This is a genomic window from Pseudomonas mucoides (assembly GCF_015461845.1).
Lineage (GTDB): Bacteria > Pseudomonadota > Gammaproteobacteria > Pseudomonadales > Pseudomonadaceae > Aquipseudomonas > Aquipseudomonas mucoides.
Genome location: NZ_JACOPW010000003.1, coordinates 776328 through 791853, shown reverse-complemented (window position 1 = coordinate 791853; position 15526 = coordinate 776328). Strand labels below are relative to the sequence as shown.

The following is a 15526-nucleotide window of genomic DNA, read 5'->3' as shown; positions in this document are numbered from 1 at the left end:
TGGCTTTTTATCAAAACACCGCATTTTTGGCGGTTACCCGCCTCCCTTTCTGACATCTGCGCCCGTCGCGCAATTCAAAAATATTCAAAGTGCCTGCGAATCTATCGTGCATTTCGCACGACCCTGGAGGGGTCATCGTGCAGGATGCGTCGCAAACGATTTTCATAAACTTGTTAACTTGTTGATTTTATTCAGTTTTATTCGCTCAAAAAAGCTGGCATGCAGGCTGCAATGGTCTGAGTAATCAGGGCATTTATCTCTATGCCCACCAACAAGATCACCACCAAAGTGGGAGGAGCTTCAGGATGAATCGCTACCGTGCCGCCCAACTGCGAATCTCGCCACTGCATATCCAGCAAGGCTTATTTGCTGTTCTGGCCTTGCTGATCACGCTGATCGCCGGCCAACAGTTCATGCGTTGGGAGCAGAGCCAGCAGCCAGAGGCACCGCACGTTTCGATTCAACCTGCAGCCCAAACCCACTTCAGCGCCGCCAGCAGCAGTCAGGCCGACCTCACCCCTATGCGGATGATGGACGTCGACCAGGCGCAGCCACTGGACGAGAGGCCTCGTCAGGAGCGCTGGGTGTTTTAGGTAATCGAACTTGGCGTGCGGTCTGCGCCGGGACAAGCACCAAAAGCGACACCTCTAAATAATGAAGCGTAAGGAGAATCACCATGTTGAGCTGGGCAATCACCTTCTTGATCATTGCCATCATCGCTGCAGTACTGGGCTTCGGTGGTATCGCGGGCACCGCCACGGGTATCGCCAAGATTCTCTTTGTCGTGTTCCTGGTGATGTTTATTGCTTCCTTCTTCTTTGGCCGTCGCGGTCGAGGCTGAACATGAGCGTTTTGTACAAGACACTGGCAGCCGCCCTGCTTTTGGGCGGTAGTGCCATGGCAATGGCGGCCAATGACGGCCAAATGCGGGCCAACGGGTTACTCACCACCGACCCGCAGTACCGTGACACATGGCAAGGCGTGGTGAAGAAGGAAGAACGCCTGCCGGAATGGGTGATGAACCTGTCTGGCGATGCCGAACAAATGAATGCTGTTGAGGAAGATGGCCACAAGTATCTGGTTGGGCCGCTGTGTGAATCACAGCCCACCTGCCTGAAGGAACGCTTGATCGTGGCTTTCAGTTTCGACAAGGAAGATGCCTACGCCATGCTGGTCGAAGTGCCCGCAGGACTGCCGGCCGACAAGTCGCCCACGCGACATGCCAGTTACCGCTTCCTCGGCAAACCGGACCAGGGCATGCAGGACCTGTTGATGGAACAGCTGAAAAAAGATCCGAACTGGTACTGAATTTGTCATATGAAAGAAGCACCCTGCTTCTCTCTACTGCGCTACCCGAGGAAGGTAGACGCATGACCATGGGGCCGGGACGTTCTGACTGTTGCAGGGTCGGAGTGACCTACGGGTACAGGGAGTACCTGCGCAAGGGCCGGGTCAGGCAAAAGCTGCGACGCAAATTCGCCGGGTCATCGGGACTCGACGAATTTGCGGAGAGCTTCATTCGCAAAAAAGCAGCGATCCAGAGCGCATCGCTCATTTATCTTTATGCCATTTCCGCTACAAACCCCGCAAAAACATTTCGCGGTATTTCTTCGCGACCGTATATCGAGAAATCTGTCTGCAAATGACTGCGATTTTTTACAGCTAAACGTAAGTTTTTCCTGAAGTTTTAACCCTGAATCCCCCGCTCAAAAAACAACCAACCTCCTCTGAGATGGCCGGTTCACGGCACTTATGGCTGCCGAAATGGCGTATTCGAACCGGTTGGGACGCCAGTTTCATTTGAAAAAGCTCATGCCGATTCGGCATAGGGTAGGCGTTTACGGCATTAGACGTCGCTTCCTTGCATCGGAATAGTTGCGCCTTTTTTCGCCTGCCAGAGAGCCACTAACAAGCGCTCCGGGGCTCCTTATACGGGGGCAGATGCACGCACTTTTCGCCACAAGCGAACCAGTGACTGCGTCTGCCTGAGTCAAACGCAAGTAAGGGTAATGATATGAAGAAGGCAAAGCTTAGCCTCGCCTGGCAGATCCTCATCGGTCTGGTATTGGGGATTGCAATCGGTGCGCTGCTCAACCATTTCAGTGCCGAAAAAGCCTGGTGGATCAGCAACGTCCTGCAGCCAGCAGGCGATATCTTTATCCGTCTGATCAAGATGATCGTGATCCCGATCGTGATCTCTTCGCTGGTCGTCGGCATCGCTGGCGTCGGTGACGCCAAGAAACTCGGGCGCATCGGCCTGAAGACCATCATCTACTTCGAGATCGTCACCACCATCGCCATTCTGGTCGGTCTGGTGTTGGCCAACGTGGTCCATCCAGGCACCGGCATCGACATGAGCACCCTGGGTACCGTGGATATTTCCAAGTACCAGGCCACTGCCGCCGAGGTTCAGCATGAACACGCGTTCATCGAAACCATCCTCAACCTGATCCCGTCGAACATCTTCGCGGCCATGGCCCGCGGCGAGATGCTGCCGATCATCTTCTTCTCCGTGTTGTTCGGCCTCGGTTTGTCGAGCCTGCAATCGGACCTGCGCGAGCCGCTGGTGAAGATGTTCCAGGGCGTCTCGGAAAGCATGTTCAAAGTCACCCACATGATCATGAACTACGCCCCGATCGGCGTATTCGCACTGATCGCGGTGACCGTGGCCAACTTCGGCTTCGCTTCCCTGCTGCCGCTGGCCAAACTGGTCGTGCTGGTGTACTTCGCCATCGCGTTCTTTGCCTTCGTGGTGCTGGGCCTGATCGCCCGCCTGTTCGGCTTCTCGGTGATCAAGCTGATGCGCATCTTCAAGGATGAGCTGGTACTGGCCTACTCCACTGCCAGCTCCGAAACCGTGCTGCCGCGCGTGATCGAGAAGATGGAAGCCTACGGCGCGCCGAAAGCCATTTGCAGCTTCGTGGTGCCGACCGGGTACTCGTTCAACCTCGACGGTTCGACCCTGTACCAGAGCATCGCGGCAATCTTCATTGCCCAGCTGTACGGCATCGACCTGTCGATCAGCCAGCAATTGCTGCTGGTGCTGACCCTGATGGTCACCTCCAAAGGCATCGCCGGCGTACCGGGCGTGTCCTTCGTGGTGCTGCTGGCCACGTTGGGCAGCGTCGGTATTCCGTTGGAAGGCCTGGCATTCATCGCCGGTGTCGACCGCATCATGGACATGGCCCGTACCGCATTGAACGTGATCGGTAACGCGCTGGCCGTGCTGGTCATCTCGCGCTGGGAAGGCATGTACGACGACGCCAAGGGTCAGCGCTACTGGAACTCCCTGCCGCACTGGCGCAGCAAGGAAAAACTCCCGGCTGGCGAGGTTTCCAAGAACTGACGCAAAACCTTGCAGGAGTGAGCCTGCTCGCGATAGCGGTGTATCAAACAACAGAGATGTTGGATGTGCCGCCCCATCGCGAGCAGGCTCACTTCTACAAAGGTCCGGTGTAAGCCGAACAAACAAACCCCGGAGAAATCCGGGGTTTGTCGTTTCTGGCTACCCCGCTATCATTCGCCGCATATTCCGGGGGATTTGACTGATGCTTAATGGCCTGTGGCTTGGCTTCTTCATCGTGGCGGCCGTTTCGGCGCTGGCGCAATGGCTGATCGGTGGCAACGCCGGGATCTTCGCGGCGATGGTGGAGAGTATTTTCGCCATGGCCAAGCTGTCGGTCGAAGTCATGGTCCTGCTGTTCGGCACCCTGACCTTGTGGCTGGGCTTTCTGCGCATCGCCGAGAAAGCCGGAATCGTCGAATGGCTGGCCAAAGCCCTGGGCCCACTGTTCCTGCGCCTGATGCCGGAAGTGCCGCCTGGTCACCCGGCCCTCGGCCTGATCACCCTGAACTTCGCCGCCAACGGCCTGGGCCTGGACAACGCCGCCACACCGATCGGCCTCAAGGCGATGAAAGCCCTGCAGGAGCTCAACCCCAGCGCCACCGTGGCCAGCAACGCGCAGATCCTGTTCCTGGTGCTCAACGCCTCCTCCCTGACCCTGCTGCCGGTGACGATTTTCATGTACCGCGCCCAGCAAGGCGCGCCGGACCCGACGCTGGTGTTCCTGCCAATTCTGCTCGCCACCAGTTGCTCGACTGTCGTCGGCTTCCTGTCGGTCGCATTCATGCAGCGCCTGCGCATCTGGGACCCGGTGGTGCTGGCGTACCTGATTCCCGGTGCCCTCGCCCTCGGTGGCTTCATGGCGCTGCTGGCGACGCTCTCAGCCACCGCGCTGGCCGGCCTGTCATCGATCCTCGGCAACCTGACGCTGTTCGGGCTGATCATGCTGTTTCTGATCATCGGCGCACTGCGCAAAGTAAAGGTCTACGAAGCGTTCGTCGAAGGCGCCAAAGAAGGCTTCGACGTGGCCAAGAACCTGCTGCCGTACCTGGTGGCGATGCTCTGTGCGGTGGGTGTGCTGCGGGCGTCCGGCGCGCTGGACTTTGGTCTGGACGGAATTCGGCACCTGGTGGAGTGGGCCGGTTGGGACACGCGCTTCGTCGACGCATTGCCGACGGCGATGGTCAAACCGTTCTCCGGCAGCGCCGCGCGGGCGATGCTGATCGAAACCATGAAAACCTCCGGGGTAGACAGCTTCCCGGCGCTGGTGGCGGCCACGGTTCAGGGCAGCACCGAGACCACGTTCTATGTGTTGGCGGTGTACTTTGGTGCGGTGGGTATCCAGCGCGCGCGGCATGCGGTGGGGTGTGCGTTGCTGGCAGAACTGGCCGGCGTACTGGGCGCCATCGGGGTGTGCTACTGGTTCTTCGGCTGACCGATATCCCCCTGTAGAAGTGAGCCTGCTCGCGATAGTGATGTAACAGTCGGTATTTATTGCGACTGATACACCGCTATCGCGAGCAGGCTCACTCCTACATTGGGTTTGTATTGGCCTTAAGGTCTCGCGGGCAGCTCGACCTTCTGCCCTTGCTCAACCGCCCAGTTCACCACCTGCACCGTCAATTGGTCGCTCGCCTGGCCAAACCCCGCAACCACTGCGGGCACGTTCACATCGCTCAGTGGCTGGCGCACTTCGAAGCGGCGGCTGGCGAGGATGCGCTGGTCATAACCGCGCACCAGCAAGGCATCCAGGCTTACGACAACAGTGGCGGTCGTGCCCTGATACTCAGTCTGAAACGCCTGCAAATGCCCGCCCAGCTCAAGGTCCGCCTGGAAAATGCTGTCGTCGGTGCTCAACAGCGGCACCCGGCCGTCACGCTGAAAGCCATCCAGCAGACGATTGCGCAGCAGTACCGGCGCCGGATCGCTCCAACGTGAGCCCTTGTAGCTGCTGATCACATCGCCTTGGGGGATTACCGCGATGTTCGGGCCGTCCAGTGCGTTGCTGGCCTGGAGTTTGGTCAGGCGCAGCGACCAGCGTTGCGGCGTGCCATGACCGGCCGACGCGGAGCTCTGGGCCGACGGCAATCGATAAACATCGAACGGCTCGGGCTTGGGCAGGATCGAGCACGAACTGATCAGCGTGAAGCCGGCGAGGAGGGCGATACGAGTCAGCTTCATGGCGTGAATTCCTTGCTCTTGTCACTGCCCAGCAGGTAACCGCTGGGGTTTTCCTCGAGGCGTTGAGAGATGGCGCGCAACGAGGTCAGGGTTTCACGCAGCTCGCGCACCGCCGGGGCCAGGCCATTGAGGCCCTGCATGCCGCTGTTGAGCGAATCCTGATTGGTGGCGAGCAACTTGTTGATCGTCGCGGTGCTCTGCTGCAGCGATTTCATTGCCTGCTCGGCGCTGCCCAACGCGTCCTTGCCATGGTCATTGAGCAGGCCGTTGGCATTGCGCATCAACGCCGTGGTCTGTTCCAGCATGTTGTTGGCCTGCTTGCCCACCGACGCCAGTTGCTGCATCGCCTGACGGATATCGCCGCGCTGATCGGCAATCGCCCCGGTGGTTTGCTCCAGGTGCTCCAACGTGTTGCTGATGCGCTCGACGTTTTCCGTGGAGAACAACAGGTTGGCATTCTGCATCAGCGTGTTCACCCCGGACATCAGGTCGTTGCTGTCATTGAGCAGGCGCGCGATGGGCGAGGGCGAGGCGACGATGGTCGGCAGGTTGCCGTCCTTGCCCTTGAGCGCCGGGCTCTGCGGAGTGCCGCCGCTGAGCTGGATGATCGAAGTCCCGGTGACGCCGGTCAGTGCCAGTTTGGCCTGGGTGTCTTCCTTGACCGGGGTGTCACCGCCCAGACGAATCCGCGCCAACACCCGGCGCGGGTCTTTCGGGTCCAGGCGCAATGTCACCACGTCGCCGACCTTGATCCCGCTGTACTGCACCGAACTGCCTTTGGACAGGCCGCTGACCGCCTCATTGAAGACCACTTCGTAATCCTTGAACTCGGTGTCGACACTGGACTTGGCCAGCCACAAGCCGAAGAGCAGGGCGCCTGCCACCACAATTACGGTGAACAGGCCGATCAATACATGATGGGCTCGGGTTTCCATGTCAGACCTCGTTCAACTGTTGAGCGGCCGTCAACGCCGCGCGGCCGCGAGGGCCATGGAAGTATTCGTGAATCCACGCGTCATCGGTTTCCGAGACCTTGTCGATGGCGTCCGCCACCAGCACTTTCTTCTGCGCCAGCACCGCCACCCGGTCGGTGATGGTGTAGAGCGTGTCGAGGTCGTGGGTTACCAGAAACACACTCAGGCCCAGCGCATCGCGCAGGGTCAGGATCAATTGATCGAATGCCGCCGCGCCAATCGGGTCGAGGCCGGCCGTGGGTTCGTCGAGAAACAGGATGTCCGGGTCCAGCGCCAGCGCACGGGCCAGCGCCGCCCGCTTGATCATGCCGCCGGACAGCGAAGCGGGGTACTTGTCGGCAGCCGACAGCGGCAGCCCGGCCAGCGCCAGTTTGACCGCCGCCAGGTGCTCGGCGTCTTCACGGCTCAGGCCGGCGTGTTCGATCAAGGGCAGGGCAACGTTTTCGGTCACGGTCAGCGAAGAGAACAGGGCACCTTGCTGGAACAGCACACCAAAACGCCGTTCAACCTTCGAGCGCTCCAGCTCGGACAAGGTCGCCAGGTTTTTACCGAACACCTTCACGTCCCCATCGTTAGGCCGACGCAGGCCGACAATGCTGCGAAGCAGCACCGATTTGCCGCTGCCGGAACCGCCGACCACGGCGAGAATTTCACCTTTGTACAAATCGAGGTCGAGGTTTTCGTGCACGCTTTGACTGCCAAAGCGATTGCATAGCCCGCGGACTTCGATCACCGCCTCGGAAGGCGCTCGGGGTAAACGACTCACCAGCCCATCTCCATGAAAAACAGAGCGGCCACCGCGTCGAGCACGATCACCACAAAAATCGACTGGACCACGCTGGACGTAGTGTGCGCTCCGACCGACTCGGCGCTGCCGCTGACTTTGAACCCTTCAAGACAGCCAATCGAGGCGATCAAAAACGCGAAAATAGGTGCTTTGACGATCCCCACCAGAAAATGCTGAACACCGATGTCCGATTGCAGCAGCGAGAGGAACATCGCTGGCGAAATATCCAGCGACACCGCACAGACCACGCCGCCGCCAATGATCCCCGAGAGCATCGCCAGAAAGGTCAGCATCGGTAAGGCGACCAGCAATGCCAAGACACGCGGCACTACCAGCAACTCCATCGGGTCGAGGCCCAGGGTGCGGATGGCGTCGATTTCTTCGTTGGCCTTCATCGAGCCGATCTGCGCGGTGAACGCACTGGCGGTGCGCCCGGCCATCAGAATCGCCGTCAACAGCACCGCGAATTCGCGCAGGAAGGAAAAGGCCACCAGGTCCACGGTGAACACCGTGGCGCCGAAACGGGCTAACACCGTCGCCCCGAGAAACGCCACCACTGCGCCCACCAAAAAGGTCAGCAGGGCGACGATGGGCGCGGCGTCGAGACCGGTTTGTTCGATGTGCGCGACCATGGGCGTGATGCGCCAACGCTTGGGCTGAAACAGGCTGCGGGCGATGGTTTCGATAATCAGTCCGACGAAACCCAACAGTTGCAGGGTGTCCTGCCAGACCGCGTCCACGGCACGGCCAATGCGGGTCAGCAATTGAATACTGACGCTGATTTCCGGTTCCTTGATGGGCACACAGAAATCGGTCATTGAGCGGTAGATGGTCTGCAGCAGGGCGCGATCGGCGGTGGACAGGGTGCAATCGGGGTGTTCGGCGGACCGGCCGAGGCGCTCGGTCCCCAGCAGCTCGACCAGAAGCGAGGCACCGGCGGTGTCGAGGGCACCGAGACTGTTGAGATCGATGTGGGTGTTGTCGTCGTACTGGCCGCGAAGCTTTTCGCACAAGGTCTTGAGATCGGCGTAATGGGCAAGCGTCCAGTCACCCGTAACCCGCAGTTGAGCAGGGGAGTGAGAGTCGTCCAATTGGGCATTACCGGCCATTGTGCTGCTGGTCATAAGCTCCGTGCTTGTTCGGTTAATTACACAGAGCTACGTAATAGCATGAACCGAGCTACTTTTCTTTGGTCGGTGTGCTGTCCGTGACGATGAAGCGCAGCACGCCGATAACCTGGCCATCTTCGGTCAACACCCGGACCTGCCATTTGCCCGCCGGGTTACCCGGGAAGTTCTGTTTGTGGGTCCAGGCGCGGTAGCCTTCCTTGCGTCCACCATGGATATCCAGCGGGATGCGGTCGACCTCTTTACCGTTGAACTGCCACACGTGATAGATGCGCTCATCCAGACCGCGCGGGGCGTTGATCGCGGTGTAGGCATACAGCCCGCCACCACGAATCTGCTCGGCAGTCACTTCATCCAGGCTTTCGCCGGGGGTGCGGTCCTGCATTTGCGTGCTGATTGCCACGTCGGTCATCCACAGGGTCGCCGGCGGCACCCACGAACGCAGCACCCAACCGAGGGCGCCGATGCCCAGGGTGATACTGAGGATCGCCAAAGCGTTGCGCACGGTGCGGATCGGGAAGATCGACGCCAGGCTCGGGAACGACAGCAGCACGGCGATCCCCAGCGCCAGTTTGAAACTCTGGGACGTGGTGAGGTGCATGATGACGGGCAGGGCGGTCAGCAACGCCGCGAACAGCGTCAGGGTATGCAGCGCCAGGAACGCCCAGCGCCGGGGCGCCAGCCATTTGTAGTAGAGCGGGTCGATGATGGAAATCAGCGCGGCGATGCTCAACAGCCCGGTGAAGAATAATTGGCCGCTGTTCCAGGTGGTGGTGATGAAAAAGAACGGCAGGACGAAGAACAGGCTTTCCTGGTGGATCATCTGCGTGGCGTAACGCAGCAGCGGCTGGGGAATCTCGCGTTTGAAGATTTTGGTGAACAGCTGGGTGAGGCTGTTTTCCAGCATCAGCCAGACCCAACTGAGCACCATGATGATGGTGATCCAGGTCGCCAGGCCTTGTTGGCGATCCACCAGGATGAAGCTGCCGACACCGGAGATGAAACCACCGAGCGCGATGACCCCAGGATAGCGCTTCATCAATTCCAGGATGCGCTGGACGTATTGGGTCAGGATCGGCATTCGGCGGTTCACATTCGTCGTAGGAAATATCCTCGACAGGTTACCCGCCGGCGGGCGACGTGGCGAGGCCCGCGGTCGACCCGGAGCCCTTGTAGCAGCTGCCGAACGCAGCCTTCGGCAGCGGCTACACGGTGGGCGGTGTCCTTCTGTACAAGCGCCAGCCCAATAAGCCGAACACCAGCAGCCCCAACACCCCGGCAATTACCCACATCAACTGGTCATCACCCATCAGCGGCTTCTCGATCCGCAAATACCCGGGCTGCAGCAGCAACTCACGCAACGCCTTGTTCGCTTCCTCCAGCGTCACCCCTTGCAGTTCCCTCGCCGGATCAGCGAAGCGCCCGTCCTCATAGTCGCCAAGGGCACTCCAGTAATAATCCGCCAGCGCGCTATTGCCTTGCACGGCCCAGGCCTGACGGGCGATGGCCGCCTGCTTGAGACGGTTGAAGGTGTCGGCGTCGAGACCTTCCTTGAGCAACTGCGCCTTCAACGCCTCAAGGACCCGTTCAGCCTGAGGCACATCATCGCGCTCAAGGTCGGCGTTCAGGCTCATAAAGCCCACACCGCCGAACAACTCGCGTTCCGCCGAAGGCCCGTAGGACAAGCTATGGACCAGACGCATCTGGCGATACAGCGCCCAGTCCAGATAGTCCTTGAGCAGGTCGAACGTCTCGTCGTGCTCATCCTCAAGCACCGGCTCCGGCACCAGCCAGTGCAACTTGGCACCATCGCCGACGAAACCACTGCTCAGCGTGCGTTCATGGGCGGCACTGGAACGAATTTCCGGCAGGGGCAAGTGCTCGCTCGGGTCGACTGCCACCAGCTCCCCCCAGGCCCGTTCCAGATAGGCCGGCAGCAACCGGTCGAGGTCGCCGACCATGATCAGCGTCATGTTGTTAGGCGCGTACCAGAGCTTGCGCACCTTCTCCAGTTGTTCACGGGTCAGGTGATCGACTTCAGCGCGCTGTGGGCATTTGAGGCCCAGTTCCACCGCCAATTGATTACTGGCTGTATGGCCAAGGTCCTGGCGATCCAGCCAACGTTGCAGGTGAGTGTAATGACCGCCGTCTTCGCGCTCGACCACTTGCTTGGCGGCGTTGATGGCGTTGTCGTCGATGCGGGTCTGGGTCAGCAGCGCCAGCAACAGGTCGAGGACCTTGCGCTGGTTTTTCGCCGGGGCTTCGATGACGAACGTGGTGTCGGCGTTGCTGGTGTAAGCGTTCCACTCACCCCCCAGCGCCTGCATGCGCTCCTCCAGCCCCCCTTCGCCGGTGGCGTCGATACCGCTGAACAACAAGTGTTCGAGCAGATGGGGCAGTTCTTTGTCGGCGCAATTGAAATCATCCAGGCCTACGCCGACCACCAGGCGAATCGCCACATGCCCGCGGTCAGCGCCCGGTTTGAGCAGCAATTGCAGGCCATTGGGCAGCGTATAGCCCTCGACCTGAAAACGATCCAGGGCAAACGAAGGAAGTGAACCCAGCAACAAACAGGCGAACAACAGACAACGCATAACAGGTTTCCATACGGCTGATTGGAGATCCGTGTCGCTTTCCGGCAGCCATCGCGAGCAGGCTCGCTCCCACAGTTTCACCGAAGCTCCAGTGTGGGAGCGAGCCTGCTCGCGATGCTTTTAAGCCGGAACCCATGTAACTGACTGATCACACTGCCAGACGTTCAAGGCGAATGCGTGATGTCCGCGAAATCGTCGACCGACAATGCCCCCGTGTCGGACGTTTCCAGCACCACATACGCGCTGCTGCAAAACAGCGAATTCAAACGTTTCATGTCGGCAATCAGCTCCAGGTGCAGCGAACTGGTCTCGATACTTTGCACAATCTTACGTTGCAAGCGGCTGACATGGGCATGGGCCAGACGCCTTTCCTGTGCGCGAAAACGACGTTTTTCGCGCAACAACTGACGGGCACTTTCCTTGTCAGAGCTCAGGAATACGGACAACCCCAGTCGCAGATTGGAGATTAGCTGGCTGTGCAGCCCGGCCAATTCCTCCAGCCCCACCTCGGAAAAAGACCGGCGCTGCGAGGTTTTCTGCTGCTGAACCTTGCGCAACATACGTTCGATCAGGTCGCTGGCGAGTTTCAGGTTGATCGCCAATTCAATGATTTCAGCCCAGCGCCGGCTGTCCTGGTCGCTGAGGTCTTCACGGGGCATTTGCGCCAGGTAGAGTTTGATTGCGCTGTAGAGCGCTTCGACATCATCGGTCAGGCGGCGCATTTCCTGGGTCACGGCGGTTTGCTTGCCGCGCAGCACATCGAGCATCGCTTCGAGCATGTTGTCGATCAGATCGCCCATGCGCAGGGTTTCCCGCGCCGCATTGGCCAGCGCCAGGCTCGGCGTGTCCAGCGCGGTCGGGTCGAGGTGCCGGGGTTTGGCCATTCCGTTGACGACCGGCCGCTCTGGCAACAGCCAGGTGCATAGCCTGGCCATCCCTGCGACAGTCGGCGTCAGAATCAAGCAGCGGACGGTGTTGTAGAGCAGGTGGAAGCCGATGACCGTTTCCTGAGGACTGAAGTCCAGGCCATCGAGCCAGTGCACCAATGGGTTAAGCACCGGAATGATCAACACCAGGCCAATCAGTTTGTACAACAAGCTGCCCAAGGCCACTTGGCGCCCGGCGGAGTTCTGCATGCTGGTGCTGAGAAACGCGAGAACACCGCTGCCGATATTGGCGCCGATCACCAGACCGATGGCCACCGGCAAACTGATGACCTTGGCCCCGGCCAGCGTCGCCGTCAGCAGCACCGCGGCCAGGCTCGAGTAGGAGATCATCGCGAACAATGCGCCGACGAGGGCGTCGACCAGAATGTCGCCGGTCAACGAGGCAAAGATCACCTTCACCCCTTTGGCGTGGGTGATCGGCGCAGCCGCTTCGACGATCAATTGCAGCGCCAGAATGATCAATCCAAGGCCTATGGCCACGCGGCCCATCTGCCCGAGCCGGGTCTGTTTGCGCGACAGGAAGAAAATCACCCCGACAAAAATCAGCAGCGGCGACAGCCAGGAAAGGTCCAGGGTCAGCACCCGCGCCATCAGTGCTGTACCGACGTCGGCCCCCAGCATGGTCACCAGCGCAGGGGTCAACGCCATCAGGCCTTGCCCGACAAACGAAGTGACAAGCATGGCGGTGGCGTTACTGCTCTGCACCATCGCCGTCACCACGATCCCGGCGATAAACGCCAGCCAGCGCTTGGACATGTTCTGGCCGATCACATGGCGCAGGTTGGTGCCGTAAACCCGCAGGATGCCGGTTCGGACGATGTGCGTGCCCCAGATCAACAAGGCCACAGCCGATAACAAATTGAGCAGGGTGAGCATAAAGGCCCCCTGTGATGGTCGCGCCCCAGAGGGGCAAATTGACGGTACCGCGCGTTCTTCTACGTTCTGTACTTAAGCTGTAGTTGGCTAACGGTCTGGGCGCCAGCATTGCACAGCTAAAGACGTGAATGAAACAAAACTGTCATGAAAATAGTGTCACCCTTGTGGGGGCGAGCCTGCTCGCGATGGCGGTATTGCATTCATCCCAATGTGGGCTGACCTCCGCTCAGGGGGGCTCAGTCACTGAAATGATCCTCACCCAGTCCTACGTCGATCAGATACTTGGCTGTTTCGGTGTTTCGCTTATCGCAGCGGGCATAGCATTTGATATGAAGGATCAAGCTGTACTTGTGCGGGATCAACAGGATTACACCGTCCAGTTGATCGAAGAGTTTGGCCTGAAGTCGATTTTTTCCTCTTTTGTTTCTATTTTTAGCCAATCGTTAACTTCAACAGGTTCTGGAGTCCATCCGACTTGCTTGAACTTTTGTTGTAATTCATCAAGGAGTAATACCGCTTGCTCAAATGGCAAGGTTTCAAGCATCGGCGACGTAGTCAGGGTAATCGCTTTGAAATCGGACCACCCAATCGCGCCAAACCTGGTAGCTGGCAACGTGAATCCATGCTGCTTGTCATCAAAGGTGATAATGACTGGGGTGCTAATCCAGGTTGAGCTCGGGTGAGGTGGCTCACTGGGATAAATGGCAGTTTTACGCAATACAGGAAACGTCGAACCCCTCACGACGCTTTCGTATAGCTTACCGATGTGAATAACCAAAAATCCATTGGGTAGTGAAAAGACGTCAGGCAAAAAAAACAACATGAAAAAACGCTACACCCTCCAGCATGTAACGCGCCTCTTACAGCGATTGCTCATGTCCCGCTTCGATCCCGGCCCACACTAATATCGATCAGATATTTAGCCGCCACCGAATCACGCGTACCACAGCTTCCATAACACTTGATCAATAGCAGCAGACTGTATTTTCCCGGTACATACAAATCGATGCCCACTGGCTGATCGAAGAGCTTCACCTGCAATCGCTCACGCTCTGCAGCAGAGTCGACACTGAACCAGTCGTTATTTTCCAAAGGCTCAAGCATCCACCCTCCGGACTTGAGGGTGTTTTGTACATCCACCAATCGATCCACAGCGGCCGTGAATGGCATCGTTTCCAACATGGGTGATGTGGTTACAGTCGATACTTTCTGCCCTCCATAAGTAACGGCACCAAACACCGTCGGAGGAAGTTTGAATCCATAAGCTGGATCATCAAACTCAATGACAGTCGGGCTGCTGATCCACGTGGAACCAGGTCTACGAGGATCTTTCGCGTTATTAGGGTCACCTGGATAGATAGCCGTTTTTTCTTCGACAGGGAAAGTTGAGTCTTTAATGACCTGTTCGTAGGGCTTTCCGATATGGACGGATAAGGTTTTGGTGCTCAAACGGGCATACACCAGGCTTCCCGACACCAGAAGAATGAAAACAATAAAAATCAACCAGCGCTGCTTTGATTCAGTCACTGGTGCACTCCATTTCCACTTGCGATGTCGGTTATAGAGCGTTGCAGCTGTCTTTTAGTCGCGGGATTATTTAGCAAGGCATTGAACTGTGCTGCGGCCCGAAGCACGAATGTCATCCTTTGATCCTTGTCCGCCAGATTTGCCAACGGGTTGCTGCTGAAAGTGACGCTTCGACTGTCGGGAGCTTTGCACTGACTGGCCAAGGTGAGCTGTATCCCCTCTGGAACGCCGGAAAGCAGACCAGTAACGACGGAAACGATGTCAGAGGCATGCGTACCACGGATGAGCGAGGCGAAGTGCACATCGTCATACATCGCCGGTTGCAGAATATTGATCTGCTCGTGCGCAGCCATGTAGTTAACGCTGTCGGCGATGTTTCCCGCTTCGATTGCTTCAAAGGTATCAAAAATTTCTTTATGGGCAACGCCGAAACGGACGCTATCACCGATGGACCACATCACGTCTTTTGCGATTTCTATCCGACTTCTCAGGCATTTCTCCATTTCCTTATACCCCCGAACCATGAAAAACCGATGGAGAGGATAAACATCCAGAAATAGCGCAGTGTTTCCCAACGCCAACATTTCGTACACATAGTCGAGTTGTTGTTGAACCAACGACCGAGAATTGTCGCCGAGCGTGATGTCCGTCGTGGGTACCGGATTCTCTGACCTAGCTTTGTCTACTTCAGACTGAATATCAGGATCAGTTCGGCTTAGCTTGAACCCAAGCCCTTCAAATAAGGTTTCTGATGGGGCCTGACGCAATCTTTGGTGGGCTTTCTTTTCTGCGGCAATACCTTTTTGCAACTTGGCCGCGTGCAACAACCCACACCCCACCTGCTTCGACGCAAACGCCGCCAACCCCGCCCATTGAAACCGGTTATCCGCCAGCCACAACTGCGCATATGCGGCGTTGATCTTGCGGTTACGTGATTGTGGGTCGGCGATCAGTACGCCACCCGGAGCGACCCATTCTTCGGCTTCTTTCTGAAACCGGCGCCACAGGCAGTTGCAGGTCAGCAACGGCACTTCGACGCGGGTCTTGGGGTTGGGACCGCCTGTGGTGGTTTCGCGCTTGCAGGCAGGCAGTTCGCAGGTGCTGTTCCAGAGTTTTTTCATGTCCAGGTCGTCTGGGGCGATGCATTGTCCGGTCAATTGATTCTTCCTT

The 15526-nt window shown here is 58.3% G+C and carries 15 protein-coding genes; 5 read left to right on the top strand and 10 right to left on the bottom strand.

Annotated elements, in window-relative coordinates; translation table 11 throughout:
* Positions 1 to 305 precede the first annotated feature (305 nt).
* The 5 genes from H8F22_RS18470 to H8F22_RS18450 all read left to right on the top strand — a co-directional run bounded on the left by H8F22_RS18470 (position 306) and on the right by H8F22_RS18450 (position 4778).
* Positions 306 to 593, top strand: coding sequence for a hypothetical protein (locus tag H8F22_RS18470; protein WP_194940528.1), 288 nt, complete (start codon positions 306 to 308; stop codon positions 591 to 593).
* An 83-nt stretch (positions 594 to 676) separates the two neighbouring features.
* The gene (locus H8F22_RS18465; protein WP_003177151.1) at positions 677 to 841 is read left to right on the top strand and encodes a DUF1328 domain-containing protein; all 165 of its coding nucleotides are present in this window, start codon (positions 677 to 679) and stop codon (positions 839 to 841) included.
* Positions 842 to 843: 2 nt separating this feature from the next.
* Positions 844 to 1308 carry an inhibitor of vertebrate lysozyme family protein gene (locus H8F22_RS18460; protein ID WP_027926162.1) on the top strand — a complete coding sequence of 155 codons (465 nt, stop codon included), beginning with the start codon at positions 844 to 846 and terminating at the stop codon, positions 1306 to 1308.
* A 706-nt stretch (positions 1309 to 2014) separates the two neighbouring features.
* Entirely contained in the window at positions 2015 to 3346 is a 1332-nt protein-coding gene (gene gltP / locus H8F22_RS18455) for a glutamate/aspartate:proton symporter GltP (RefSeq protein ID WP_027926163.1), read from the top strand.
* Positions 3347 to 3548: 202 nt separating this feature from the next.
* Positions 3549 to 4778 (top strand): nucleoside recognition domain-containing protein, encoded by a 1230-nt coding sequence (locus tag H8F22_RS18450; RefSeq protein ID WP_027926164.1) that lies wholly within the window; start codon positions 3549 to 3551, stop codon positions 4776 to 4778.
* Positions 4779 to 4897: 119 nt separating this feature from the next.
* Here H8F22_RS18450 and H8F22_RS18445 read toward each other — a convergent pair whose 3' ends face one another.
* The 10 genes from H8F22_RS18445 to H8F22_RS18400 form a co-directional block, all read right to left on the bottom strand.
* Positions 4898 to 5524: an ABC-type transport auxiliary lipoprotein family protein gene (locus H8F22_RS18445; RefSeq protein WP_027926165.1), complete on the bottom strand. Its 627-nt coding sequence runs from the start codon at positions 5522 to 5524 to the stop codon at positions 4898 to 4900.
* Complete coding sequence (locus H8F22_RS18440; protein WP_027926166.1) at positions 5521 to 6459, bottom strand: MlaD family protein; 939 nt, start codon at positions 6457 to 6459, stop codon at positions 5521 to 5523. The genes H8F22_RS18445 and H8F22_RS18440 overlap by 4 nt, the downstream gene beginning before the upstream one ends.
* 1 nt (position 6460) lies before the next feature.
* The gene (locus H8F22_RS18435; RefSeq protein WP_027926167.1) at positions 6461 to 7264 is read right to left on the bottom strand and encodes an ABC transporter ATP-binding protein; all 804 of its coding nucleotides are present in this window, start codon (positions 7262 to 7264) and stop codon (positions 6461 to 6463) included.
* On the bottom strand, positions 7261 to 8409 hold the full coding sequence (locus H8F22_RS18430; protein ID WP_027926168.1) for an ABC transporter permease: 1149 nt from the start codon (positions 8407 to 8409) through the stop codon (positions 7261 to 7263). Before H8F22_RS18430 ends, H8F22_RS18435 begins: the two co-directional genes overlap by 4 nt.
* A gap of 55 nt (positions 8410 to 8464) precedes the next feature.
* The gene (locus H8F22_RS18425) at positions 8465 to 9493 is read right to left on the bottom strand and encodes a DUF5924 family protein (protein ID WP_027926169.1); all 1029 of its coding nucleotides are present in this window, start codon (positions 9491 to 9493) and stop codon (positions 8465 to 8467) included.
* A gap of 124 nt (positions 9494 to 9617) precedes the next feature.
* Positions 9618 to 11006 (bottom strand): M16 family metallopeptidase, encoded by a 1389-nt coding sequence (locus H8F22_RS18420; protein WP_194940527.1) that lies wholly within the window; start codon positions 11004 to 11006, stop codon positions 9618 to 9620.
* Between the two features lie 164 nt (positions 11007 to 11170).
* Entirely contained in the window at positions 11171 to 12829 is a 1659-nt protein-coding gene (locus H8F22_RS18415) for a Na/Pi cotransporter family protein (RefSeq protein ID WP_027926171.1), read from the bottom strand.
* Between the two features lie 367 nt (positions 12830 to 13196).
* Positions 13197 to 13652 carry a hypothetical protein gene (locus H8F22_RS18410; RefSeq protein ID WP_194940526.1) on the bottom strand — a complete coding sequence of 152 codons (456 nt, stop codon included), beginning with the start codon at positions 13650 to 13652 and terminating at the stop codon, positions 13197 to 13199.
* A gap of 50 nt (positions 13653 to 13702) precedes the next feature.
* Positions 13703 to 14356 carry a hypothetical protein gene (locus tag H8F22_RS18405; RefSeq protein ID WP_324188018.1) on the bottom strand — a complete coding sequence of 218 codons (654 nt, stop codon included), beginning with the start codon at positions 14354 to 14356 and terminating at the stop codon, positions 13703 to 13705.
* A complete protein-coding gene (locus H8F22_RS18400; RefSeq protein WP_027926173.1) occupies positions 14353 to 15513 on the bottom strand; it encodes a DUF2515 family protein in 1161 nt (386 codons plus the stop codon). Before H8F22_RS18400 ends, H8F22_RS18405 begins: the two co-directional genes overlap by 4 nt.
* Positions 15514 to 15526 lie beyond the last annotated feature (13 nt).

Coding starts and splice junctions, on each gene's coding strand:
- H8F22_RS18445 (WP_027926165.1), bottom strand. CDS start 5,524: ATGAAGCTGACTCGTATCGCCCTCCTCGCCGGCTTCACGCTGATCAGT.
- H8F22_RS18460 (WP_027926162.1), top strand. CDS start 844: ATGAGCGTTTTGTACAAGACACTGGCAGCCGCCCTGCTTTTGGGCGGT.
- gltP (WP_027926163.1), top strand. CDS start 2,015: ATGAAGAAGGCAAAGCTTAGCCTCGCCTGGCAGATCCTCATCGGTCTG.
- H8F22_RS18420 (WP_194940527.1), bottom strand. CDS start 11,006: ATGCGTTGTCTGTTGTTCGCCTGTTTGTTGCTGGGTTCACTTCCTTCG.
- H8F22_RS18470 (WP_194940528.1), top strand. CDS start 306: ATGAATCGCTACCGTGCCGCCCAACTGCGAATCTCGCCACTGCATATC.
- H8F22_RS18465 (WP_003177151.1), top strand. CDS start 677: ATGTTGAGCTGGGCAATCACCTTCTTGATCATTGCCATCATCGCTGCA.
- H8F22_RS18450 (WP_027926164.1), top strand. CDS start 3,549: ATGCTTAATGGCCTGTGGCTTGGCTTCTTCATCGTGGCGGCCGTTTCG.
- H8F22_RS18425 (WP_027926169.1), bottom strand. CDS start 9,493: ATGCCGATCCTGACCCAATACGTCCAGCGCATCCTGGAATTGATGAAG.
- H8F22_RS18410 (WP_194940526.1), bottom strand. CDS start 13,652: ATGTTGTTTTTTTTGCCTGACGTCTTTTCACTACCCAATGGATTTTTG.
- H8F22_RS18440 (WP_027926166.1), bottom strand. CDS start 6,459: ATGGAAACCCGAGCCCATCATGTATTGATCGGCCTGTTCACCGTAATT.
- H8F22_RS18430 (WP_027926168.1), bottom strand. CDS start 8,409: ATGACCAGCAGCACAATGGCCGGTAATGCCCAATTGGACGACTCTCAC.
- H8F22_RS18415 (WP_027926171.1), bottom strand. CDS start 12,829: ATGCTCACCCTGCTCAATTTGTTATCGGCTGTGGCCTTGTTGATCTGG.